Below are 23,417 nucleotides of genomic sequence, written 5' to 3'. Positions count from 1 at the left end.
GATGCTCAGTCCTTCCCCGCCTTCCTTCCGGCGAACTGGTCGGCCAGCTCCAGGATGAAGGTACGCGACTCGACCGGCCCCAGGGCGATGCCGTAGAGCCTGCCCAGCAGCTCGGTGTAGCGGTGCACGGTCTCGGGTGGTTTGTCGAGGTAGAGGGCGTCGCCGTAGATCTCGATGTAGACGATGTCGGTGCTGGTGTCCTCGTCGAACCGGAAGAGCACGAAGTCGTAGCCCATGTCTCCGTAGGAGGCCGTGTCGAAGGGGATCACCTGGATGCTCACGTGGTCCGACAACGCCACCTCGGCCAGGTACCGCAGCTGCGCGGCCATGACCTCCGATCCGCCGATCTCCCGGCGGAGCGTGGACTCGCTGAGCACGAACGAGAAGCGCGGCGGCTTGTCCCAGCTCAAGATCGCCTGCCGGTCCTGGCGGACCCGGACGGTGTCTTCGGCGATCTTGCCGTTGGGATCGTCGCCGCGGCCGGCGAACATCCCGCGCGTGTAGTCGGCGGTCTGCAGGATGCCCGGCACGATCTCGGAACCGACCATCATGACCTCCGAGGCGCTCTGCTCGAAGTCCCGGAAGGCGCGGAACCACTTCGGACCGAGGTAGACGGTGGTCTCCTCCGTGGGGCGACCACGACGGCGGCGAGCTCCCTTGGCCAGCTCGCGGCACCACACCCTGTCCTTGTCCGAAGCCTTGTACAGCGTCAGCAACGCGTCCAGTTCCAGCTTGGAGATGCCCACCTTGCCGTTCTCCACGCGGCTGATCTTGTTGGACGCCTTGCCCAGGTGCTCGGCGGCCTCGTCCTGGTTGAGCCCGGCTGCCTCGCGGAGTTTGCGCAGCTCGTTGCCGAGCTGGCGCTGCTGCATCGTGATCGTCGCGGACGGCGTTGACATCGAAGCCCTCCCGGGAGTGCCGCTGCCGCGGCGGAAAGTTCACTCGACTAGGTGTATTTACAGATTGTACTTACAGTTTTATGCTCGTTACCAGCAGGTTCGCCAGCCAGGTTGGAGTTCAAGTTGTAGTTCCACCTTATCGTGCGGGCTCGGAACCACCGAGTCGCCCCGAGCGAACCCGCCGTCGGCCACACCCGACGAAAATCCCGACTCCCGGCGTACCGTGCCTGACCCCGACCCCGCACGGCACGCCGGGTTCCACCCGAGGCCAACATCATCCCCTCCCCCGGTGTTGGCCCCACGCGACGAGGGCGAACCGCACCAGCCCGCGTCGACGGTGTTCTCGACCGTCGCGTGATTCGCGGGTACGCGGCGAACACCACGGACCCAAGCACCCGGTCCAGCCGCGTGCCGACGGAGGCCCGCACGGCCTGGGTACTACCGCCAGGTCGTGCGGGCCTCCCCTCAACGAATGGAGCTCCCCTCATGTCGAACCCCCCGGTCTTCGACGCGTTTCTGTACCGCGCACTGCGCAAGGTCGCCCGTAGCGAGATCGGCGCAGCCGGTGCGACCGGAACCTTGCGGCATCGCACCGACGAGCTGTCATCCCGGCTGATCAGCGCCCTGTTCATGCTTCGCCGAGACGGCTACGTCCAACTCGCTCACCACACCACCTCGACCGACGAATGGGTCCCCGCCGAGCTGACCCTGGCCGGCACACAGCTGCTCGGCCAGTGGATGCGCACCCACACGCCCAGTCGGGCAGAGCGCTCCACCGCGGTCACGACTTCCCCTCCCCGTCGTCCTCAGCTTCGGGTGGTGTCGCACTGATGCGGGTCGTCTACCGCTCCGAGGGAACCGGCGAATTTCCACCTTACGTGCACGAATCCGTCGAACAGCTACAAGGCGGCCTGGTACGCATGGCGTGCGGCAACGAAATCCGCACCGAGCAGATCGACCGTGGTGAGACCACCGGCACGCCATGTCCACAGTGCACCGAGTTCACCCAGCGATTCCGAGGAATCTGGAATGACCGCCCCGAGCAGTAAGCCGCACGCAAGCACGCTGAACTGGGTCACCAGCACCACGACAGCACAGTGGCACCTCATCGTCGGGGCGACGGTGGGCGGCACTCCGCTGATGCCCCAGTGCGGTCACGTCCTGTTCGGACGGATTCACCGCCGTATCGGCACGCCACCACGCGACCATTTCGCAGCGGCCTGCGGAACCTGCCACCACATCGCCGCAGAGCTGCTGACCAGCCTCAGCGAACAGCCGACGGAACGCTTCCCCCCGCTGCAGGCCGCACTCGACCGAGATGTCACCAGCCTCCCCCGCAGGGAACGCACGCAACGCCCCACGGAGTTACGCCCCCGGCGATACCGGAGCACACGCACAGCTCCATCACGGGCCCGTCCCCGTTCGTGTGCCGCTCGGTCCCGAATCCGTCTCGTGGCGTAGCGCTCCGCCACCTTTTCAGGCCCGGTCCTGTGTCGTGCCCCGAACCGGCACGGGACCGCGCCCGGTCAGGGCGGGTGACAGTCGCCCCCGACGACACCCCCGTCCTGGCCGGACTTCCACCACGATGATCAGCAGCCCTGGCGCCAAGGATATTGCTTGAGGAGGGTGACCGGGCACCACTCGCAGTCAGTATCACCCGGGTCCTGGTTCCACCACTGGATGGTCACCGGCACATCCATGGAGCTGATGGTGCCCACCGCCAGTACTCCGTCGGTGACCGCCAGCATCCGCGGCGGCATCAGGTCCTCGATCCACTGCCGCGACGGCTCACAGGTGAACCCCTCGCCGTCGGAGACGGTGAACTGGCACAACTCGTCGAGAAAACCCCTCAGCCGCCACTGGAACAACACCAGGAGCAGCGGCCCACCCGAGTCACTCATCGCCGCTCACCGCACCACGACCGAAGCGCAGGTCCCTTCGGGCGACAGCAGCCCGCACACTGCTGCCGAAGCCAGCCACTCACCTCCTGGTCCCATGCAGAGGACACCGACCCTCCAAGGCCATACAGCCAGAACACCACCAGGATGCCCGATATCCCAGTACCCGGAGAATTTCGGCGATCCACACGAGAGCACATGCAGGAACCCCACCACCGCTAGCGCGGACCCGCACGAGATTGTCCCAGCTCACCGACAGTCGACCGAGAGCCAACTGGTCCGCCTCCGGTGGAGTGTAGAGGTCGTAAGTCGCTTCCGGCTGGATGGACCAGAAGAAGTCCTCGCCGAGCCCGACGGTATCTCCCGTCCACTCACGCAGACTGTCCAACGCCTCGTTGAACACCTGACGCAACTCCTCGACCAACACCACGGAGTGGTTGTCACTCACGGAAATCCCTTGTAATTATTTTCAATATCGTCCGTAAGTTCCGATGGAAAGCTCTCAAGCGCTTCTGAAACAAACCCTAGAAAGGCGGAGTAATTTTGTCCCGCCCGTTCTTATCGTACCATGATCGATACACGGGATCCTTCTGGGAGCAGCCGGAGCTGCTGGGCGATCGGCCCGCGGGCGCGCATCGCCTCGACCGCGTTCACCGCGCGGAGGTTGGCCAGTTCGTAGCTGCCGCCGAACACGAACGGGCGGTACGGCATCAACCGCTGGTCCGGCTCCAGCGACCCGTTCTCCTCCTGCCACGCGGTGGCCAGCGGTCCGCCGGTGCGTCCGGCGGGTTCGGCCAGCAGCCACTGCGCCCAGGCCTCCAGCGACTCCCCTATCCAGGTCACCTCGCCGGTTTCCGGGTCGAAGGTCACCACAGCGGCATTGTCGACCACGGCGAACTGGACGCTGAAGACGTCCTGGGCGAAGCAGAACAACTCGCCAGCCCGACGACCGTGGACGTCCTTCCAGGTGTCCTCGTAGTTCCAACTTGCCAACTCCGGCCCCAGCCCCTCCGAGCCAGCGCGAAAGACCTGCACGCTGGCGTTGTAGAGGAAGAACCCGTTGCACTGGCCCAGCATCCAGACCAGCTCCCCCAGCGGCCCCTCCTCCGTGCCCAGGTCGACGTTCACGGCAGGACCGAGCGGCCCTCGAGCCGCCGCCAGCAGCGTTTCCAATCCCGGCGAGGTCATACCTGCTCCAGTGGGAACGGGTTCCGGACGTCGCGCAGATACGCCCGCCGAACTTCCGGAGTTACAGCACGGCGCAGGTCAGGGTCCATGGGCGCGGTCACCGGCAACACTTCCCAACGAGTCGCGGGATGGAAGGATTCGCGACATGCCAGCAGCACGTCAGAGGCCTCATCAACACGCTCTCTGTGCACGAGCCAGGTCGCGAACCAGCTCACGAACTGCCACCGCGTGGGATATACACCTGTGCTGCTGAGTATTTGACGGGCCAAGTCGAGGTCGTTCATGCGCCGGGCCGCCGACCACAGCAGGTCAGTTTCCTTGTAGGACAGCGTGCTCCAGTCTCGTGCGAGCAATTCTCGATCGATCCGTGCTGCCTTACGCGCCCGCTTCTGCCACGGCCGATGACGTGCGAGAAATTCCCGCGCCGAAGTATCTTGGATCTCCTTCACCATCCAAGACACGTGCGAACCGAGCACTGACTCCGCCGGGAGAACGGAAGCAGCTTCATGCAAACGAGGGACAACAGGAACACCGGCATACACCTCCGCTGCCACCAGCACCAAACCGGAGGGCACACGTTCATCGACCAATCCGGTCTCATGCAGTTCAGGATCGAGCACCGTGTACTCGGCAAGGTCGGCAGCGCTGCCAATCTCGTCGCGCCACACCAGTACCTCGATCGCGGTGTCCGCAGCTCGCCACGCGGTTTCCCGGTCCTCACGCTGACGCGCCAGAGCGTTCAGCTCGTTCAACGTCGCTTGTGCTTCGCTGTCCACGTGCCGCTTACCTCACGTTGATCGTAACCGTCGTGCCGTTGTCCAGCCCCTTCATCTGGTGCCGCATCGAGGCTCCGGAACCACTGTTGTCGCTGCGGTCGATGTACTGCACGCTCGCACCACGACCGCCCTCCTGGAACACGGCGGGTGGGTACTCGTCTCGATCGATCCGCAGCTCTCTGGGCTGTGGCGGTACCACGCTGGTCGCCTGCTGACGCCGCTCCCGCGCCCCTTCCCTCTCGATCGTGACTTCCTTCGGATGCGGCTCACCGGACTCGGACTGCCCGCCCTTCCACATGATGCCGTTCTGAGCGTCCTCGGCGTGGGCGGCCGACTCGGGGTATCGGTCCTCGCTGATGAAGATGTGATGCTGGGGTGGTTCCTTGCTCAACTCGCGCAGCTCGTTGACGACCTGATAAATCCCTGTGATCGGGTTGGCCAATTTGCCAAACCGCATGACTGTTTCACCGAGCGTTCGCCCGGGGTTCTGCTGCAGCTGCTGCAGATCGATCAGATCGTCGGGCGAGGCGTTGGCCCAGGCCTGCTGCATGTCGGCGGGAAGTTCCGTGACGTCGTCCCACACTTCCCCTGGTTCAGCCCACAACCGCGCTGGATCGAGCTTCCACGCCGTCGTGCCGAACTCAGCGAGCTCGCCCCAAGCACTCTCCACGAAGTCACCACTCCCGTGCCAGAGCTTGCCGAGCCAACTGCGGTCCTCCACCAGTTGGCCCTTCGCCCGCGTGACCGCGGCCTGGGCGTCCTGTCCAGCGGTATGCACCTGTTCCCGCGCCGAGGTCAGCATCGACCGGGCCTGCTCACGCTGAGCCTCGCCCGGATCCTGAAACGGGCCCGGCGGTCGGCCACCGGACTGCTCGCTGGCGGCGACCTCACGCTCATAGTCCCGGCGGGCCTGCTCGGTCGCCGCCTGGCCCTCGTTCCACAACGCGATGGCTTCCCCGGCTTCCCGCTGGGCCCACTCCATCACCGGTTGGTACGCCTGCACCGCCTCTGCTGCGGCCAGGAACCCGTCTCCGGAACGGAGCCACTCCTTCGGATGCCCGTCGAAGAAGTCGTGGAAGGCCTCGGCGGCCTGACCCTGCCACCCACCGTCATCGATGCGCTTGAGCCCCTGACCGGCATCGACCAAGACCTCGCCATAGTGGCGCAGGCGGTCCGCCGTGTGCTGAATGACCTGTGGATCACCGGGCACCAACGCACGCGGGTCCTGCGTGCTGCCCAACTCGACAGCCACGAGTTCACCCGTCCCACTGCGAGGCTTCTTCCACGGCCACGTCCCGCAGGATTGCGTCGCCAGCCTCGTCCGCCGAGACGTACTCACCGGCACTGTCCAGCAGCACCCGCGCCAGCAACATGCCGTCCTCGGTCAGGTACTGCGCCGCCTGCTGGCCCTGCTCGCAGAACTCGGCCAACTCTGCGGCCAGACCATCATGCCCATAGGCCTCCGGCGGGCCATCAGCGCGCTCGATCTTCTCCTTGGCCACCCCGTCGATGACATCGGAGACCCCCATCCCCGCATCCATCAGGGCGTCCACATCGACCCGAAAGCCCTGGCCACTGACGATGTCGGCCACACCGCTCCCCTCCACGACACACGGCCATCGCACACCCTAGATCATCAGCACCACTTTCGTGATCCTTTCTCACGATCAACAGCCCCTGGCCCTCACAGGCCAGTAGGAAACCGCTGATCCTGGCGATCGCTGCCGCGGCCGTGGACATCGGGGATCGCGGGGCGATCCGCGCTGACCACAGCCTTGCCCCGGAACTCCGCTGGTCACCTCAAGTGCACTCGGACCTCTGAAACCACTGTCATCCCTCGTAGGGGCGATAAGGACAAGACGTGATCCAGGACATGCGCGAGTGGCTGCTGGAGTTGCGATCCCTCGTAGGGGCGATGAGGACGATCCTCAAAGACGCACTGAACGGACACGCGTGGGTGTTGCGATCCCTCGTAGGGGCAATGAGGACGTAGGGACCACGGAAAGGAGACCGTCGTGGACCCCAAGTTGCGATCCCTCGTAGGGGCAATGAGGACCCGAGAGTAAAATCGCAGGTCACAGCGCACTCAACCCGCCTGAGAAGCCCGTCCGCAGCAGCGCGCCGGAAGTCGGACACGCACACGCTGCGGCGTGCTGAAACCGACCCGAGCCGATCACGCCATGTGGCCTCCTGTAGCAGCGACATCACGATCACCACACGCACAGTACCGCACAAGCACGCCCGCAGACATAACCAAGCATCACCCCGACACCACGACGCGAACCACGGTCGGCGCCACGACGTCAAGGCGGGAAAGAGTACCTTGACGAGGCACCACCGACCGCAGAAGCAGCACCGTGTCGGGATGATGCGGGGAGTGCGTCCAGCAAGATCAGCACCATACTTTTCCCACACAAAACAACGACAAGCGACGCATGACGACCATCCTCAGTGGTCAGTCGCTTTCGGAGTCCGGCCAGGCAGTGACGGGCGTCCCCGATCAACGCGAGACATCGACAAACGTGGGCCGGTAATCCACGGGTTCGGGGTTCGATCCCCCGGGGAACCCATCGAATTCTCTCTCTGCAGTCCTGATGGGTGAGCAGTTCGAGGTCACGAGTGCGCTCCGGGTGCGCACAACGCGTGGACCGTGTATCCACGACGCTCTCCGGAGCCTCCACCGCCGGCAGTTTCGCGGCTCCGGCACCCGTCCTGCGCCATCGGGGCCAAAGCGCAGGTCACGGTGTTCACCAAGGACTTCATCGGATGAGGCTGCTGAGACAGCACCGGACACGGGCACGGCGGGCGTGGTGGCTCGCTGTCCGGGTGGAGTTCGTGTCCCGCTGTGTGTCGTCCCGGTCCGGTACGTTCTCTCACCGTCACTGGTCATCACCGTGCGAGCACGCCGGCGCCGGGTGCGCGGCAGCTCCGCCGCGGGACGCGATCGAAGGAGCAACGAGCCGACCGATGAGTCGACACCAGCAGATCATCCGGACCTACACCAGCGGGTTCGCCACCTGCGACCTGGCGCGGATCCTGTCCTGCGTCAGCGACGACCTCGTCTGGGAGTTCAACGGGCAGCAGGTCGGCCAGGGCAAAGCGGCCTTCGAAGAGCAGATGGCCCGTGATCTGGCCTCCGGGGCAGCGGAGGTCACCATCGAGCGCTTCGTGGAACAAGGGGATGCCGTCGTCGCCCTCAACCGGGGCCGCTTCGTTCCCCACGGCGAGAGCGAGGGCATGCCCTTCGTCTCCGCCGAGGCGTACACGTTCGTCGACGACAAGATCAGTCGCATCCAGACGTTCCAGCCGATGAACTGATCCACAGCCCCCGGCCACGGAACACACCAGGCCGGCCCAGCAAGCAATCCCACACGGGTCCGGATGGCCCGTCCGGCGGCGGCCACACAGCGCTGGGTCGCCGCCGGGAACCGGCCGAGCTCTTCACGTCGGCGTGGACCAGCTCACCGGCAGAGGTCGCGCTCGCAGCGACGCAGCAGCTCACCGGTGGCCCGGCCCCAGAAGGTCAGCCAGGGCAGATGCTGGCCCACCAGAACGCGATGAGCGGTCGAAACCACCACCCCGCACCGGGCCGGACAGCAGGCGTTGCCGGAGCTGGTCATTACCCGGGGTTCCCAAGAGGACGCAGACGGCACCGTGCAGCCGCGCTGGATGGATCTGCGCTGGTGGACAAGTCAAGTCCGCGCTGGATCGTTGTCGGTATCCGGCTGCTCCTGTCCGTGGCCGCTCGCAGCCGAGCAGGGTGCGGTGGTGGTGGTGACCAACCGCGCCAGGGAGCGGCATCCGGTGATGCGGCCGGTGCCGTCGCGGACTTCGTCGACCGGCACGAGCAGGTCGTCGCGGTCCGGGAAGAGTGCCGCCACGAACCGGGACACGACGAGCAGCACACCTGGTTCGGGATCGGGCAGATCGGCCACCTCCCCCTGGGCAGCGTGCAGCACGGGCACGGCCGTGCCGCCGACCGTGACGGCCTCGGCTTCGCCGGTGGTTTCGGTGATGCGGGGCGCCTGTTCGGTGGGTGGCAGGGTGACCGTGCCGTGCTGGGTAACCATGTCCAGCTGATACGGGGTGAGATTGCGCAGCGGAGACTCGCGGTGTGCGGCCGGGCGTGCAAGGGGGCGTGGCGGGTGTGTGGGTTGGGAAGGGCGCACTCGCATCGAAAAGAACCGATCCCGGGGCCTGTCGTAGTGCATCAAGTGGGTACCGCGGAAGAACCGAAACCGGCTCTGAGCCAGATGCCAGCCCAGGGCCAAGGCGACCGCCTTGGGGATCATCGCGATCACGACGAGTTCACGCTCACCCGCCTGGGCTTTGATCCGCTCGAGGTACTGGGCGATCTCGCGGCTGATCGTGGTCATGTCCTGCCCGGTCAGCGATGTGGACTTCGGCGGCGGGATCCGGCCCTTGTAGGACAGGGTGTGGACCGTGGTGACGCCGAGTTCGGCGAAGCGCTCCCGCGAGAAGTGCGCGGCCGCCGGGGTGAAGGCGAGCCAGACTCCGACGCGGCCGGTGCACTGCTCGAGATCGGGTTCGTCGTGGCGTACGACGGCGTCGGTGTCCTGCGGGTTCAGGTCGAACTCGATCTCGTCGGCGGTATCGTTCGGAGGCAGCTCCAACAGGCGCAGCTGGTCGGCTCGGGGCAGGTATCCACCGACCGCGAGCGCTGTGGGCCACAACATGTTGGGAGCAAGCACGGAACCGGTGTCGTCCCGGTCCTCATTGACGGCGTCCTCGACCGTGGTGGCGACCTCGCGGCAGTGCTCGGCGAGGTCGATGACATCGTCGTGAGCGTGCGCGCCGAGGTCGATCCACCGCGTCACCGCTCGCATCGACATGCGACGCGCACCCGCCAGCGCCACGGAAGTGCGACGCAGGTCGGGCATCGCCTCATCGAGCAGGTGGATGTGGAACAGGGTGCCGCGCCTGCGATTGACGACGGTACGAACCCACAGGGCCAGCAACAGCCCGAGGAGCGCGCCTGCGAACACCACCCAGCGCAGCGGCACGACGCGACCGTCATCGGCCTGGTGCGGGATCAGGTCCTCGACGACCAGCGCCAGCGACGCGGTGATCACCGAGGCGCACACGACCACGCTCATGTTGACCGCCGTCACGGCCCACGAACCGGTGGGGCGTGGACGAGGCGTGTGTGATCGTCGCAGTGCAGCGAACATCGATCCCCCTTCACGAACGGTTGGTGATCAATAACCTACCGCAGTGGATCACCATGTCGTAGGGTCAGCACGAGCTCGACCTCAGAACGTCGAAGGGGACGCGAGTAGCCGGAACTTTCGTGAAGCTGTATACATTCGTGCCGTTCCCGGACACCATTCCGCAACGGGTAAACCGTATGGGCACCCGGGGTGACCATCACCGTGCAGCGCGGACGGCGAACGGGTGATGCTGCTCAGCACCACTGGCACGGAAGCAGCCCGATGCGTATTGGACCCGCATTCGATGACTGCCCAACAGATAGCTCACCAGGCTGTGTCGCAGTAGGTGCGGGACCGTTCTCTGCACTCAGATGACTTACACACGGCACACGCGGCCCAGCGTGGCGACAACGGCCGGTTCGCTGCAATCACGTTTACGCACACGAGCAATCTGGAGAAGTCTGCACGCTCGGTCGTCGTTGCCTCACTATGAACACTCCCTCGGCACAACACCCCCACACGCATCTGATTACCGAAGCGGTTGCTGGACCAGCAGATCTGCCATCGCCGGCTTCGCTGTCCGGTGGTGGCAGGCGTGTCAGAGTCTGCTCCCAGCTCCAAGGTAGCCCAGCGCGGCCCGTCGCTGACCATCGAGACCGGGGTCCGGTTCGCTCTTGCAGCACTGAGCTGAAACCCCTTTCTGTCTGTTTGACATTAAGATACCGTAGTCGTCGTGATCGATGAGTCGTGGTCGCCGCCGGAAGTTCTGGTCACTGTGGATCTGGTGATCCTCACCTTGCGGGAGCAGGAGCTTCGCGTGCTGCTGGTCGAGCGTGGTGTGGACCCGTATCGGGGTGCGCGGGCGTTACCCGGTGGGTTCTTGAACCATGCCGGCGAGGACATCCTCGATGCCGCCCATCGGGAGTTGCGGGAAGAGGCGGACTTGGACGTGGCGCGGCTGCATTTGGAGCAGCTGGGCACTTATGGGGCTCCTGGTCGCGATCCGCGAGGCCGGGTCATTTCGGTGGCATACCTGGCGATCGCGCCCGAGCTTCCGGATCCCGTGGCCGGGACCGATGCGGCGGACGCGGGGTGGGAGTCGGCGGCGGATGTGCTGTCCGGCCGGACGAAGTTGGCCTTCGATCACCTCCGGATCGTGACCGACGGTATTGATCGGGCGCGGGGCAAGTTGGAGCATTCGGCGTTGGCGACCGCGTTCTGCCGGGAGACCTTCACGATCGCTGACCTGCAGCAGGTCTACGAGGCCGTGTGGGGGGTGCAGCTGGATCCGCGGAACTTCTATCGGAAGGTGCAGAAGGTCCCCGGGTTCATCGAGCCGACCGGACAGGAGCGCAGGGCCACGAAGGGACGCCCGGCGCGGCTGTTCCAGGCCGGGCCGACGACCGTGCTGCATCCGCCACTGGTGAGACCGGAATCCACCGACAGTGAAGGAGCACGATGACGGAGAACATGGTGGTGGTGCTCACCGCCCTGAATCTCGAGTACGACGCCGTGCGGCGCAGACTGCTCAACCCACAGCTTCAGCGGCACGAACGAGGCACCCGGTTCGAGGTCGGTTCCCTGCGCGATACGGGTTGTCAGGTCGCGCTTGCGTTGACCAGCAAAGGAAATCACTCTGCGGCGGTCTTGGCCGAGCGGGCGATCCACGAGTTCGATCCGGCGGCCGTGCTGTTCGTCGGCGTGGCCGGGGCGTTGTGGGATGCCACGCCGCTGGGCGATGTCGTGGTGGCCACGCACGTCTACGCCTACCACGGCGGCACCAGCGAGGACGACGGACTCAAGGCCAGACCTCGGGCGTGGGAAGCCGAACACGGGCTCAGCCAACTCGCCGCTCACGTGGCCCGCACCGATAACTGGACGGACAACGCAGACTCCGGCCGACACCACCCGAGCGTGCGCTTCGGGCCGATCGCTGCCGGAGAGATCGTGCACAACTCCCGGATCTCCTCCGAGGCGGAGTGGATCCGCCGACACTACAACGACGCGCTGGCCATCGAGATGGAATCCGCCGGTGTGGCCCAGGCCGGGCACCTCAACGGCTCCCCGGTGGCCATCGTGCGCGGAATCAGCGACAAGGCCGACGGAACCAAGAACACCGACGGCGACGGCACCTGGCAGCCGCAGGCCGCCGACAACGCCGCGGCATTCGCCACGCGTCTCGCCGAAGAACTCATCACCGAACAGGAGAACAGCCCGATGCAGCCTCGGAACAAGCCCAGCAGCGGCGATGTCACCAACATCGCGCACGGCAGCACAGTCGGAATCCAGGCCAGAGACGTCACCAACAGCACCGTCACGGTCGGTGCGGCACAACCGGCCGCGACGACCACTGATCTTGCCGCCGAGCTCACCGCGGTTCGCGACGAGCTGGCCCGCGCACGTTCGGTTGGCACGCTCGATTCCCCCACCTACGAGGAAGCGGAGGCCGAACTCGACCTCGCTGACAAGGCGCTGAAGGAGAACACGCCCGAGGGCAAGAGCAAGTCCGTGCGCGCGCTCAAGCGCCTGCGCGGGATGATCGACGAGGCCGCCGAGGTGGCCGCCAAGGTCGCGGCGTTGATCACGGCGGTGAACGGCCTGTCATGAGTGAGACCAAGACCACCACCACGACCAATACCACCGGATCCGGTTCCACCGTGGGCATCCAGGCCGAATGGGTGCACAACTCCACCGTCTACATAGCGTCCTCCGACGACCCGCCCAAACGGAAGTACCAGGTCGGTGTCAACTACCTGGACAACGGGGTGCCACTGCGGGCCCGCGAGTGGATCGACGACGCCATCGCCCGCGACTACGACGGCGCCGAAGTGCGCTTCCACTGGGCCCTGGCCTTGCTCAGCAAACGCTCCTACCGCGAACTGACCACCGATGAGCGAGGACAGCTCGCAGGGCTGCCTGACCACCTCGCCACGCATCCGGACAGCGCATGGGCGCGGGCGCTCGAAGCATTATGCGAGCTGCTCGAGCACCTCGACAGTTCCGACCGCGATCCCACACCGGCGCTGAAGAAACTGCAGGATCTCCCAGTCCTGCAACGCGAGAAGATCGTGCGCCACTGCGACCTCGTACTGACCGGCGGGATGAAAGACAGCCTCTGGAAGGAGACCCGACACGCTGCCGAACAGGGACAACTCGCCGGCGACCGAGACAACCGCGTGTGGGCCTACTTCGAGCCCAAACCGATCTCAGCACGGGCCCGGCACCCCGCCCCGAACGGTGCCACTCCCGAGGACTGGCTTCGCGCCGTCCTCGCGAGTGCACTGCTTGCCGGTTCCCTGGGAGTCCTCGGATGGATTCTGCTGCAGCGCCCGACCCCGGCATCGGTAATCGCTTACTTGATGACGTTGGCCGGGGCAGTGGTCGCGGCCAGGACGGGGTTCGAGTGGCGGTACCGGACACAACGCCTCCACGCCAAGGAGCTCGAGCACGTTGGTGGTTTCGTTGACCACGAGGCACCCGAACCCGGGTTCGCCAAACAAGTCGATCACGACTTCCATCACTACGCCCACAGATACGCGCCGAAGGGCGTGGACCGCTCGGTCTGGCTGGCCGAGACCAGGGGCATCCGCACCACACTGCGCGACGAAATCGTCGAGATCTACCGCGAAAGCAGAATCCCCAACCGTCGAGTCACCTGGCTCATCCGGTACCTGGTCCGTGATGTCCGACAACAGTGGCGCCAGAACCTCCTGCTCGCCCACCGCCAGCAGTACCGAACCCCCTTGTCCACACAGGCCTGGTGCCTGTCCGCTCTCGCGGTCGGTGTCCTCGCGACCTGTGTCGTCGTCGACGCGGCCGTGCGAACGGACCCGCTGCCGGCGCTGGCCGGCGTACTCATCGCAGCGGTAAGCGGACGAATCGCCACGCCCCGGTGGTGGCGCATCCTCTCCGAACGCCGACGAATCGCCGAAGAGACCCAGGAGCGCGCACGCAAGCTGGAAGCCCGCGAAGCCGAGTACCAGCGGTGGAAAGACAAGCTGGATGCCACCTGCCCCACCGAGGACGAGATGGAAAGCTGGCTGCGGTGCGACAGGGTCCTGCTCATCGAGGAGGCGTTACAACACTACCGCCTCGCCTGGCGCGACATCACCGCCCACACGATCGTGCAAATCCCCGCGAAGAGCTGCAAGCGAGCACGCGTCAATGGCGGCCCGTGGCGCTACTCGAAATACGACCTCCAACTGTTCCTGATCACCGCAGAAGGCGTGCGGGAACTGACCAGGCAACTCGATGTCAAACAGGGAACCTTCCACGGGAACGAACGCGGCCACTTCCGCTTCGACGCCGTCTCCTCGCTCCGCGTGGTCGAATCCGGTGACTACGACTACACCCTGGAGCTGACCCTCACCAACGGGCCCGCCCGGATCATCGACGTCACCGAACCCAAACGGAACTTCGAACAGGCCAGCTCAGATGAGCCGGGACTGGCTCAGATCAGCCTCGACGCCACCGGCTTCACCCACGCCCTCCACGTCCTGGAAGGCATCTCCGCCGAAGGCAAAGCATGGATCCAACGCGACACCACCACGACACAGAAGACCGGCTCGGTCCCCTTCGGTATTGAGTCCGCCGCTTAGCTACTCGCTGAGCAGCCACGGTTCTTGTGGCTGCTCAGTCAAACTTTGCCCGGTCGTCCTGGAGCGTATGTTGACGGGGCGTGAGCGTGTGGATGGTGGCGTGATCAGGCTTTCTTCGCTGCTAGCTCGAGGTCCAGAGCCGTGTGGACGGTGGTGATGGCGCGGGTGATGTCGTCAGCGCTGGTTTGCCAGTTGACGACGGAGATGCGCATGGCGCGCATATTGTTCCACGTGGTGGCGCTGAACCATGCCTCTCCGGACCGTTGGACGTGGTCGATGACATGCTCGGTACGGGCATCGTGGTCGCCGTTATCGGCGAGGAAACGTACGAGGCCCTGGTTGATCCGGGGCGTGACGAGCAGCTCCGCGCCGTTCAACGCTCCGATTTCGATCGCGAGGCGATAGGCGTGGTCGCTGCAACGCTCGATGATGTCCGCGATTCCGCGTCGCCCCAGGGCGCGGATGGCAGCGTAGACCGGTACTGCCCGCCCACGGCGGGACCACTCCGGGTTCCAGTCGATTTGGTCGCGGGCCGGTGGGGTGGCGGAATCGTCGTCGACGTCGGCGGTGTGGACGAGGTAGCTGGCACGGGTGGACATGGCGGTGTGATGTGCTCCGGGGTGACGAACGAAGGCGAATCCGGAGTCGAACGGGACGTTGAGCCACTTGTGGCCGTCCGTGGTCCAGGAGTCGGCGTGGTCGACACCCGCCAGCAAGTGGCGATGACGCTCGCTTACAGCTGCCCACAGACCGAACGCACCGTCGACGTGGACCCAGGCACCGTGATCGTGGGCGAGTCGGCACGCCTCGGTGAAAGAGTCGAAAGCGCCGGTGTTGATCTCTCCGGCTTGCAGGCACAGGACCGTCGGAGCGTCCTGCTCGGCGAGTCGCCGCTGGAGCGAGGTGAGGTCGATACGCCCGTAGTCATCGGTGTCTGTGGGGTGAAGGCAGTCCGCGCCCAGGCCCAGTAGGCGAACGGCCCGTTCGATGGAGGCGTGCTGGGTGCCCGAGGTAAGCACGCGCAATGTGGGTGCGCCCGCCATGCCCCGGCGTTCGACGTCCCAGCCGCGATCGGCCAGGACCTTGGTGCGTGCAGCGGCCAACGCGGTGACGTGGGCCTGTTGCGCTCCGGTGGTGAAGGCGAACGACGCCTCCGGGGGCAGCCTCAGAAGCTGTTTGAGCCAGTCTCCCGCCACCTCCTCGATGACTGCCTCAGCCGGCCCGCAGGCATGCAGAGCGGCGTTCTGATCCCAGGTCGAGGTCAGCCAGTCGGCGGCCAGCGCCGCCGGAGTCCCGCCGCCGATCACCCAGCCGAAGAACCGGCCTCCGGCACTGGCGAGAATGCCTGCGTCGGTGTCACGAACGAGCTCGTCGATGACTTGCGCATCGTCGGAGCCCTCCTCGGGCAATGCTCGTGACAGAGCCTCGCGCAGCTGCGTCAACGTCGCACTCGTTCCCACCGGGCGTTGTGCGAGGTCGTCGAGAAACGTGGCTGCATGCGCGGCAGTGTGTTGAAGCAGCGGGCGCCGACTTGCCATCAAAACCTCCGTGGACAACACAACGTTGTCTCAGGTAGACGTTGGCGCAGAGCAAAACGTGAGATCGCCCGAGTCCTGCAAACCGGGTTCTCGGACTACCGTTGCCCACCATCTGAAGCGCACCGGTCCAGTGGGCAAGCCGGTTGAACACCGACCCGCGTGACGCTGAGGGATCGATCTGCGGCATTCACGTCTCAACTGTTCGAGAGGTCTCCCGCTGGAGGGAGAGCTAAGAGGAGCGGAGACTCGGATGGGTGGCGAACCACGTGTGGGTGGCCGGATCGCGTGGGGTGCCGAGAAGGATGGTGCGTAGGTCGTCGCCGTGGGGGCGCAACATGGTGCACCGCAGGTGCAGAGTGGTGCTTGCCTCCTCGATATCCACCGGCCAGCTACTGGAACGGCGCACGGCGCGGCAGCGCCACAGGTGCGCGAGGTCCGGCCGCAGTCGGGGCAACTCGTCGAGCACCTGCCGCACCCCGTTGTCGTCGGGCTGTGCGAGGGCGCGGAACCGCAGGAGCAGTTCGTAGAGCGGTTGCTCGTAGCCGGGCAGTTGCGCCAGTCGGAGCAGCAGGTTCTCGCCTGGCGCGAGGTCCGGCCAGAGCAGCCGGCTGGGTGTGTTGCCAGCGAGTACGCCGAAGTGGTGATCCAGCGCGAGCGCCGGGGCCGACGGCCAGCTCGCCAGCAACTCGACGACCTCGTCACCGTCCTCGGTGATCGGCTCCGCCGCGAATCCACCCAGGGCCAGCACATGCGCGTGTTCGTCCGGCGTCAGGCGCAGCGTCGCCGACACGGCGTCCAGGACGGCTCGGGACGCGCTGACCCGCCCCTGTTCCACCCAGGAATACCAGGAAACCCCGACACCGGACGCGGCGGCGACCTCCTCCCGACGCAGTCCCGGCGTGCGCCGCCTGCCGGTGGCGGCCAAGCCGAGCTCGGCCGGAGCCAGTCGAGCACGCGCGGCGCGCAGGAACGCGCCCAGCTCGGTACGCGTCGACGCGGCGGTCATCGGCCCACCTCCGTGGGTGTGTGTCGGACTAACCGGACAAGCACGCACTGGTTCGACCCACCGCGCGCCACGCACGATCGCTCCACCGGCCCGATCCGGCCGGACCCGGCACCGAAAAGGAGCATCGTCATGTCGGCTCAACTCTGGCGGCGCACCCCGGATTCCTCCGCGCTCACCGAGCCTCGCACCTTCGTGAGGGTCTTCGTCGGCCCTGAGGAACTGGAGGAGGCGACCCGCTGGTACGAACGAACCCTCGGCATGGACCGGGACCTGGTGATGCCGTATCCCGAGAAGGACCTCACGCTGCACGCGGTCGGCGGATTCCTGATCATCGGCGGCACCCCGGCGGCACTGGCACCGTTCCAGTCGACGACGGGCACGCTGCTCGTCTCCGATCTCGAGCCCTACCTCACTCGATTCCGCGCAGAAGGACTGACGTTCGTGCAGGAACCGTTCACCCCACCAGTCGGCCGTGGGTTCACCGTGCGGCACCCGGACGGCACCGTCATCGAATACGTGCACCACCGGCCAACACCAGCGGAACAACACTAGGAAATCCGGCAGCGGCACACATGCCGCTACCGATGGCTTCATCGAAGCTGCCTGGTACCTGTGCAGACACCATCAGCATTGCGATCTTGAGCGATGATGACTCCAGGGTCAGCTTCGCCAGGCTGGGTGCGCTGGCGAAGCTGACCCTGCTTGGCGCTGTCCACACCTGTCCCGCCTGCGGTAGGGCAGGAGCTATGTGGCCAGTGGGTGTTTCTCTCCGGTGAGGGTGGCGAGGGCGGTGGCGATTTCGGAGAGGTCGGCGCGGATGTAGGTGCTGGTGGTGCCGCCGTCGCCGCCGCCGGTGGTGTGGGTGTGTCCGGCATAGGCCCGTGCCACGGCATAGCCGCAGTGCCGTTCTACCCAGGTCAGCGTGGTGTGGCGCAGCCAGTGGGTGCTGATCTGCTGGGTCGCCACCCACGGCAAGTATTGGCCCAGCCGTGACCAGAGGTGGTCGTAGCGCCTGCGGGTGATGGGCTCACCACTGCGATACCGCAACAACGCCCCACCCGACGCGGCGGCGCCGCGCTGGTCGGCATGGGCCTGCAGATGCCGCATCAAGGTGGGTGAGACCGGCTGCCAGCGCACGGTGTCGCCTTTCTCCCGCAGCAGGATCAAACACTGATCCACATCCAAGTCCCGGGCAGTCAACGCCAGCGCCCCGCCGCGGCGACACGCCGTTTCTGTGTGCAACCGCAACAACAACGTGTCCAACGCCGGATCATTACCCGTCGACGCAGCCACCTCGTTGACCTCAGCCAACCGGGCATCCGGCAAGCCCCGCCGCGTCGACGGCAACCGACGCGGCTTGGGCACCCGCCGGGCGGGGTTGTCAGCCTCGCTGATGAGTCCGTCGGCCACCGCGTGGTTGTAGACGCACCGCAGGGCGGCGATGCAGTGCTCGGCCGCACTCCGTCCGCCGCGGGCGTTGCGGCGCTGCACGACCTGGGTGCGGACCTGCTCGGTCAACTGCTTGATCTCCGACGCCGTCGGCTCATCCAACCGACGCTCACCCCACACGGCGACGATCTTGTTCCAGTAGGAGCGATACACCCGCCGCGTACCCTCAGACACGGCCTCAGCCACCCGCGGGACGTACTCGCCGAAGGTCGGTGCCACTGGTTTCTCCGGCGGGGTGGTCACCAGGTCTTCAGGAGCGATGCCCATGCGGGCCAGCAACAGCCGCGCCGCCTCCAGCTCGGAGGCACCCGCCGATTCCGGACTACTCACGAAGCACCACCCCCAAGGACTGCGGCGTGGTGTTCGGACAGCATCCGCTCCAAGGAGGCCAGCGTGGAAACCACCACCACCGACTGCTCCGAATCGGCCGTCAGCAACACCCGCTGGCCCGGCTCCAGCCGAGTCCAGCGACGCGCTGTGGCCGGCAGCGGCAAATGCCCCCGCCGAGCCAGCCGGAACACCCCAGCCGGATCCGAGCGCACCACGATCGAACCAGCCACCACACCGATCGACAACCGTTGGCCCGGCAACCAACCCACCGCCGCCATCACCGACTGCTCGGCCACCCGACCACGGTCATCGACCGCGACGATCCGATACAGCCGCGAGACCGACTGCGGCTGCGGGTCCGGCTCCAACCCGACCACCGACAACGGTCCCGACACGACCATCCGGGAACCCATCCCCGGACGAGACTCCGCCGGCGGCACCACCCCAGGTACTGACCGCTCAGCCACGGCCTTCACCCCCAGCCGCACCCGCCGGGGAACACAACAAGGCCAGCACGACGACAGCGCTCCACGCGCCGCCAGTCTTGCTGGCCTCGATCATCAAATTACTGTTATACTGTGGGTTTGATCCCACCCAAACGTGTCGGAGGGGGGACTTGAACCCCCACGCCCCGGAGGGCACTAGCACCTCAAGCTAGCGCGTCTGCCTTTCCGCCACTCCGACGTCGCGGCGCAACCAACCTTCACGGTCGGCCCCGCTTTGTTGTGTAAACAGCTTAACCGATCGCCACAGCGGCCTCCAAACCACCCCCCACCTCAGCCTGCGAGGTGATAGAAAAGCCAGGTGAGCGAGCACTTCGAAGCATCCAGCACAACCTCCGACCCCGGACTGCAGCGCGCCCAGGACGAGGCCGTCGACTTCACCAGCGAGCTGATCCGGATGGACACGACGAACACGGGCGATCCCGCGACCTTGACGGGTGAGCGCCATGCGGCCGAATACGTGGCGGGCAAACTGAGCGAGGCCGGCTACGAGGTCACCTACGTGGAGTCCGGCGACACGCCCGGCCGCGGCAACGTGATCGCTCGCCTGCCCGGGGCCGACAGCCAGCGTGGGGGGCTCCTCGTTCACGGCCACCTCGACGTCGTCCCGGCGGATCCCTCCGAGTGGTCCGTGCACCCGTTCTCCGGCGTCGTGCAGGACGGCTACGTGTGGGGACGCGGAGCGGTGGACATGAAGGACATGCTGGGCATGAGCCTGGCGGTGGCCCGCCGTTTCCGGCGCGAGGGCATCGTTCCGCCCCGCGACATCGTCTTCGCGTTCCTGGCCGACGAGGAGGCCGGTGGCCTGCAGGGCGCCCAGTGGCTGGTCGATCGGCATCCCGAGCTGTTCGAGGGCTGCACCGAGGCGATCAGCGAGGTCGGCGGGTACTCGGTCACGTTCGAGGACGACGTCCGGGCCTACCTCGTGCAGACCGCGGAAAAGGGTATCCGGTGGCTGAAGCTGCGGGTGCGGGCCCGCGCGGGCCACGGTTCGATGGTCCACGACGACAACGCCGTGACCAAGCTCGCCGCAGCGGTGGCCCGGCTCGGCGAGCACCAGTTCCCGCTGATGCCGACCGCCTCGGTCCGCGAGTTCCTCGACGGGGTCACCGAGCTGACCGGCTGGGACTTCCCCGCCGACGATCTCGACGGTTCGGTGGCCAAGCTCGGCAACCTCTCGCGCATCGTCGGCGCGACGCTGCGCGACACCGCCAATCCGACGATGTTCAACGCCGGCTACAAGACCAACGTGATCCCGTCGGTGGCCGAGGCCTCCGTGGACTGCCGGATCCTCCCGGGGCGGGAGGAGGCCTTCGACCGGGAGCTCGCCGAGGTCCTCGGTCCGGACGTGGAGCGCGAGTGGGTCGGCCTGCCCCCGGTGGAGACGAAGTTCGAGGGTCGCATCGTGGACCTGATGGCCGAGTCGCTGCGCACCGAGGACCCCGCCGCCAGGACGTTGCCGTACATGATGTCCGGGGGCACGGACGCGAAGTCGTTCAGCCGTCTCGGGATGAACTGCTACGGGTTCGCTCCGTTGAAGCTGCCCGCCGACCTGGACTTCAGCGCCCTGTTCCACGGTGTCGACGAGCGGGTCCCGGTGGACGCGCTGCGATTCGGCACCAGGGTGCTGGATCGCTTCCTGCGCGCCAGCTGAGGCGGGGTGCCCGTGTCTCCCGAACCTGGGATGATCACCGGGTGGGAGGTGACACGGTGTCGCGATCGATCGAGGACGAGACGGACACCCGTTCGGTGACGCACTGGACGGAGACCTACCTGGAGCACCTCCAGGCGAGGAAGCTCGCCGCCAACTCGCTGCGCGCCTATCGGCGTGATCTGGAGGCCGTGGGCGGTGAGCTCGCGGAGCTCACCGGGACGTCCCGGGACGAGCTGGCGATGGAGTCGGTGACGGCGACGCGGCTGCGTTCGGCGTTCGCGCGACACGCGGCCGTGCGCGCGGCGTCGTCGGTCACCCGCTCGTGGTCGACGTGGAACGGTTTCTTCCGCTTCCTCGTCGTGGAGGGGGCGGTGTCCGGCAACCCCATGGCGGTCGTGCCCAAACCGCGCGTGCCGGAGGCCTCTCCGAAGCCCTTGCAGGGCGAGGACACCCCCGAGCGGTTGCTGCGCCTGGTGTCCCAGGGCGCGCGCCGGGCGCGCGATCCCTGGCCGGAGCGGGATCTGGCCGTGTTGTCGACACTGCTTTGCACCGGTCTTCGCTCCGCCGAGCTGTTGTCGTTGACCGTGTCCTCGTTGGCGGGGCGGCCCGGTGAACGGCGGTTGCACGTCCGGGGCAAGGGGGGCACCAGCCGGTCCATACCGATCGAGGACGCGCTCGACGAGGTGATCCGGTCCTACCTGCGGAGCCGGCAGCAGCGCTTCGGTGAACGCCTCCCCGGTGACGAGGCCCTGTTCGTCGATCACCGTGGCCAGCCGCTGCGCCGGGGTGGTTTGCAGTACCTGGTGCGTCAGTCGCTGCGGGCGGCGGGAATCTCCGACCGCGTGCACCGCGGCGCGATGGTGCACGCGCTCCGGCACACCTTCGCCACCCGGCTGGCCGAGGACGGAGCCAGCGCCGCCGAGATCGCCAAGTTGCTCGGTCACGCGTCGATCAACTCCAGTCAGACCTACATCGACGTCACCGCCAGGGAGCAGCGGCTGTCCGTCCGTGCCAACCGGACCCACCAGGTGTTGGGCGAGCTGGCTCCCGGGGAGTAGGTGGGCTCCCCGGGGCGGAGGTGGTGGGTTGTGAGGAGGACGGATCCCGGGGAGCTCGCGCAAACCGGGTGCGCAAGGACGACGAGGGCACCCGCTCCTCCGGGGAGAGCGTGCCGGAGTCGGACTCGGCCGCGGACGCCCACCGCGAGCAGTTCGGCGTGGCGACCCTGTGCCGGGGCGTCGATTTTTCGGTCTCGACCTACTACACGAGCGAAGACCGCGACGAATCCGTCGAATCGGGCACGGCGCGATGCGTACGCGCTTTTCCCGCGCGATTGCTGGCTGGCAGGTGACGGACTCGACGCATATCGATTTCGCTCCGGGCACTCCGGGGAGAGGACCGTGGAGGTGCCACGACACACTGACTCCGTCCTTGGTGCATCGTAGCGGTCGGGGGTGCGGGACACCGCGATCCGGCGCGGGTATCGGGGTCGTCCCTGATGCGGGCTGCCGGCTCGCGTGCTGAGCTGGCCCCGTGGCGGCGAGGTTCATGCGGGTGCTCGACATGGCTTTCGGACATCCGCGCGGAGTGGTCGGCCGGGTGGGCGGCGAAATCATGGCGCGCGAAAACGCGGAACAGGAACGTCGGGCGGTGCGGCAGGCCGAACTGCGGCCCGACAACCAGGTGCTGATCGTCGGACACGGCCCCGGCGTCGGCGTCGTCCTGGCCGCGACCGCGGTGCGCCCGCCCGACGGGTGCGTGATCGGTGTGGATCCCTCGCAGGCCATGCGCGTTATGGCTGCTGACCGCTGCTCGTCCCGGGGCGTTGCCGACCACGTCGAGCTGCGGGCAGGCGGCGCGGAGCGCACCCACTGCTCGGACGCCTCGATGGACGTCGCCCTTTCGGTCAACAACGTCATGCTCTGGGACCGGCCGGCGGGGTTCGCCGAGGTCCACCGGGTACTCAAGCCGGGCGGACGGCTCGTGGTCACCGTGCACCGGCACGTCCTCAGCGTCCGGCCGGAGCAACTTCGCACCGACGCGGTGGCGGCCGGGTTCGTCGAGGTCGAACTGGCCGTTCGGCAGCGTCACTTCAACAGCCCCGCGGTCGAGTTGCTCGCACGGCGGGTTTGAGTGACGCCCCGCGGCCACCGGGGAGCTCGCCTTCGGTGAAGGGATTCGTGCAGGTTCCAGCCCGTGGCGAGCTCCTCGATGAGGGCATCGACGTGTCCTGAATCGAAACCGCCGCCGGCGGAGTCGAGGGACTCCGCCACGACGTCGTCCTCGACGAACTCCCGCCAGGTCCCCGCGACCGGGCGCCTCGACCTCACCACCCACCTCACCGAGGAGCCCGCCCTGGGGCCGCCGCCCCGGTGAAGACGGACCCCGGAACCGCCTGCCCCGGCGC

Annotated in this window: 23 protein-coding genes, 1 tRNA gene and 1 pseudogene; 10 read left to right on the top strand and 15 right to left on the bottom strand. The window is 66.8% G+C overall.

The annotated features are described in order from the left end of the window. Positions 1-5: 5 nt before the first annotated feature. Positions 6-899, bottom strand: a complete 894-nt coding sequence (locus tag FHX42_RS05515) for a helix-turn-helix domain-containing protein (RefSeq protein ID WP_182543035.1) — start codon at positions 897-899, stop codon at positions 6-8. Positions 900-1,385: 486 nt separating this feature from the next. On the opposite strand from FHX42_RS05515, the gene FHX42_RS05510 reads away from it, so the two are divergent. After that, positions 1,386-1,730, top strand: coding sequence for a hypothetical protein (locus FHX42_RS05510; RefSeq protein WP_182543034.1), 345 nt, complete (start codon positions 1,386-1,388; stop codon positions 1,728-1,730). A gap of 68 nt (positions 1,731-1,798) precedes the next feature. On the opposite strand, the gene FHX42_RS05505 is transcribed toward FHX42_RS05510, so the two are convergent. The 7 genes from FHX42_RS05505 to FHX42_RS05475 all read right to left on the bottom strand — a co-directional run bounded on the left by FHX42_RS05505 (position 1,799) and on the right by FHX42_RS05475 (position 6,353). Continuing rightward, entirely contained in the window at positions 1,799-1,987 is a 189-nt protein-coding gene (locus FHX42_RS05505) for a hypothetical protein (RefSeq protein WP_182543033.1), read from the bottom strand. A gap of 501 nt (positions 1,988-2,488) precedes the next feature. Next, positions 2,489-2,800: a hypothetical protein gene (locus FHX42_RS05500; protein WP_182543032.1), complete on the bottom strand. Its 312-nt coding sequence runs from the start codon at positions 2,798-2,800 to the stop codon at positions 2,489-2,491. 79 nt (positions 2,801-2,879) lie between these two features. After that, positions 2,880-3,245 carry a hypothetical protein gene (locus FHX42_RS05495; RefSeq protein ID WP_182543031.1) on the bottom strand — a complete coding sequence of 122 codons (366 nt, stop codon included), beginning with the start codon at positions 3,243-3,245 and terminating at the stop codon, positions 2,880-2,882. A gap of 110 nt (positions 3,246-3,355) precedes the next feature. Next, the gene (locus tag FHX42_RS05490; protein ID WP_182543030.1) at positions 3,356-3,985 is read right to left on the bottom strand and encodes a DUF2625 family protein; all 630 of its coding nucleotides are present in this window, start codon (positions 3,983-3,985) and stop codon (positions 3,356-3,358) included. Further along, the gene (locus FHX42_RS05485; RefSeq protein WP_182543029.1) at positions 3,982-4,761 is read right to left on the bottom strand and encodes a hypothetical protein; all 780 of its coding nucleotides are present in this window, start codon (positions 4,759-4,761) and stop codon (positions 3,982-3,984) included. The genes FHX42_RS05490 and FHX42_RS05485 overlap by 4 nt, the downstream gene beginning before the upstream one ends. A gap of 7 nt (positions 4,762-4,768) precedes the next feature. Then, on the bottom strand, positions 4,769-6,013 hold the full coding sequence (locus tag FHX42_RS27255; protein ID WP_182543028.1) for a putative T7SS-secreted protein: 1,245 nt from the start codon (positions 6,011-6,013) through the stop codon (positions 4,769-4,771). 4 nt (positions 6,014-6,017) lie between these two features. Then, positions 6,018-6,353 (bottom strand): hypothetical protein, encoded by a 336-nt coding sequence (locus FHX42_RS05475; protein WP_182543027.1) that lies wholly within the window; start codon positions 6,351-6,353, stop codon positions 6,018-6,020. Between the two features lie 1,375 nt (positions 6,354-7,728). On the opposite strand from FHX42_RS05475, the gene FHX42_RS05470 reads away from it, so the two are divergent. Beyond that, positions 7,729-8,079 (top strand): nuclear transport factor 2 family protein, encoded by a 351-nt coding sequence (locus FHX42_RS05470; protein WP_182543026.1) that lies wholly within the window; start codon positions 7,729-7,731, stop codon positions 8,077-8,079. Between the two features lie 121 nt (positions 8,080-8,200). Here the strand turns inward: FHX42_RS05470 and FHX42_RS05465 are convergent. Both FHX42_RS05465 and FHX42_RS05460 read right to left on the bottom strand, forming a co-directional pair. Continuing rightward, positions 8,201-8,348 (bottom strand): annotated as a pseudogene (locus tag FHX42_RS05465) (IS481 family transposase); the annotation flags it as partial. A gap of 105 nt (positions 8,349-8,453) precedes the next feature. Continuing rightward, the gene (locus tag FHX42_RS05460) at positions 8,454-9,878 is read right to left on the bottom strand and encodes a hypothetical protein (RefSeq protein ID WP_182543024.1); all 1,425 of its coding nucleotides are present in this window, start codon (positions 9,876-9,878) and stop codon (positions 8,454-8,456) included. Between the two features lie 790 nt (positions 9,879-10,668). On the opposite strand from FHX42_RS05460, the gene FHX42_RS05455 reads away from it, so the two are divergent. Genes FHX42_RS05455 through FHX42_RS05445 form a run of 3 tightly spaced genes read left to right on the top strand, consistent with a single transcriptional unit; the run spans position 10,669 to position 14,530 of the window. After that, on the top strand, positions 10,669-11,394 hold the full coding sequence (locus FHX42_RS05455) for an NUDIX hydrolase (protein WP_407926206.1): 726 nt from the start codon (positions 10,669-10,671) through the stop codon (positions 11,392-11,394). Further along, positions 11,391-12,539: a 5'-methylthioadenosine/S-adenosylhomocysteine nucleosidase family protein gene (locus FHX42_RS05450; protein ID WP_182543022.1), complete on the top strand. Its 1,149-nt coding sequence runs from the start codon at positions 11,391-11,393 to the stop codon at positions 12,537-12,539. Before FHX42_RS05455 ends, FHX42_RS05450 begins: the two co-directional genes overlap by 4 nt. Beyond that, a complete protein-coding gene (locus FHX42_RS05445; protein WP_182543021.1) occupies positions 12,536-14,530 on the top strand; it encodes a hypothetical protein in 1,995 nt (664 codons plus the stop codon). The genes FHX42_RS05450 and FHX42_RS05445 overlap by 4 nt, the downstream gene beginning before the upstream one ends. A 104-nt stretch (positions 14,531-14,634) precedes the next feature. Here FHX42_RS05445 and FHX42_RS05440 read toward each other — a convergent pair whose 3' ends face one another. Together FHX42_RS05440 and FHX42_RS05435 are read right to left on the bottom strand one after the other, a co-directional pair. Next, positions 14,635-15,972: a pyridoxal phosphate-dependent decarboxylase family protein gene (locus tag FHX42_RS05440; protein WP_235986898.1), complete on the bottom strand. Its 1,338-nt coding sequence runs from the start codon at positions 15,970-15,972 to the stop codon at positions 14,635-14,637. A 325-nt stretch (positions 15,973-16,297) separates the two neighbouring features. After that, positions 16,298-17,074 carry a helix-turn-helix domain-containing protein gene (locus tag FHX42_RS05435; RefSeq protein ID WP_182543019.1) on the bottom strand — a complete coding sequence of 259 codons (777 nt, stop codon included), beginning with the start codon at positions 17,072-17,074 and terminating at the stop codon, positions 16,298-16,300. Positions 17,075-17,203: 129 nt separating this feature from the next. On the opposite strand from FHX42_RS05435, the gene FHX42_RS05430 reads away from it, so the two are divergent. Next, entirely contained in the window at positions 17,204-17,626 is a 423-nt protein-coding gene (locus FHX42_RS05430; protein WP_182543018.1) for a VOC family protein, read from the top strand. A 192-nt stretch (positions 17,627-17,818) separates the two neighbouring features. Here FHX42_RS05430 and FHX42_RS05425 read toward each other — a convergent pair whose 3' ends face one another. From FHX42_RS05425 to FHX42_RS05415, 3 genes are all read right to left on the bottom strand, one after another. Continuing rightward, a complete protein-coding gene (locus FHX42_RS05425) occupies positions 17,819-18,853 on the bottom strand; it encodes a tyrosine-type recombinase/integrase (protein ID WP_328795913.1) in 1,035 nt (344 codons plus the stop codon). Continuing rightward, positions 18,850-19,266, bottom strand: coding sequence for an AbrB/MazE/SpoVT family DNA-binding domain-containing protein (locus FHX42_RS05420; RefSeq protein ID WP_182543017.1), 417 nt, complete (start codon positions 19,264-19,266; stop codon positions 18,850-18,852). Before FHX42_RS05420 ends, FHX42_RS05425 begins: the two co-directional genes overlap by 4 nt. Positions 19,267-19,454: 188 nt before the next feature. Continuing rightward, a tRNA-Leu gene (locus FHX42_RS05415) sits at positions 19,455-19,537 on the bottom strand. A 120-nt stretch (positions 19,538-19,657) separates the two neighbouring features. Between FHX42_RS05415 and FHX42_RS05410 the strand changes: the two genes are divergently transcribed. The 4 genes from FHX42_RS05410 to FHX42_RS05395 all read left to right on the top strand — a co-directional run bounded on the left by FHX42_RS05410 (position 19,658) and on the right by FHX42_RS05395 (position 23,143). Then, positions 19,658-21,010: a M20/M25/M40 family metallo-hydrolase gene (locus tag FHX42_RS05410; protein ID WP_182543016.1), complete on the top strand. Its 1,353-nt coding sequence runs from the start codon at positions 19,658-19,660 to the stop codon at positions 21,008-21,010. 56 nt (positions 21,011-21,066) lie between these two features. Further along, positions 21,067-22,068, top strand: coding sequence for a tyrosine-type recombinase/integrase (locus FHX42_RS05405; protein ID WP_328795912.1), 1,002 nt, complete (start codon positions 21,067-21,069; stop codon positions 22,066-22,068). Positions 22,069-22,136: 68 nt separating this feature from the next. Further along, positions 22,137-22,361: a hypothetical protein gene (locus FHX42_RS05400; RefSeq protein ID WP_182543015.1), complete on the top strand. Its 225-nt coding sequence runs from the start codon at positions 22,137-22,139 to the stop codon at positions 22,359-22,361. A gap of 182 nt (positions 22,362-22,543) precedes the next feature. After that, positions 22,544-23,143, top strand: coding sequence for a methyltransferase domain-containing protein (locus tag FHX42_RS05395; protein ID WP_182543014.1), 600 nt, complete (start codon positions 22,544-22,546; stop codon positions 23,141-23,143). The last annotated feature ends 274 nt before the right edge of the window (positions 23,144-23,417 follow it).

Origin of the sequence: Halosaccharopolyspora lacisalsi, from assembly GCF_014137975.1 — a bacterium.
In the GTDB taxonomy this organism is placed as follows: Bacteria; Actinomycetota; Actinomycetes; order Mycobacteriales; family Pseudonocardiaceae; genus Halosaccharopolyspora; species Halosaccharopolyspora lacisalsi.
The sequence above is the reverse complement of the archived record's forward strand: the minus strand, read 5'-3'. Positions and strand labels throughout refer to the sequence as shown.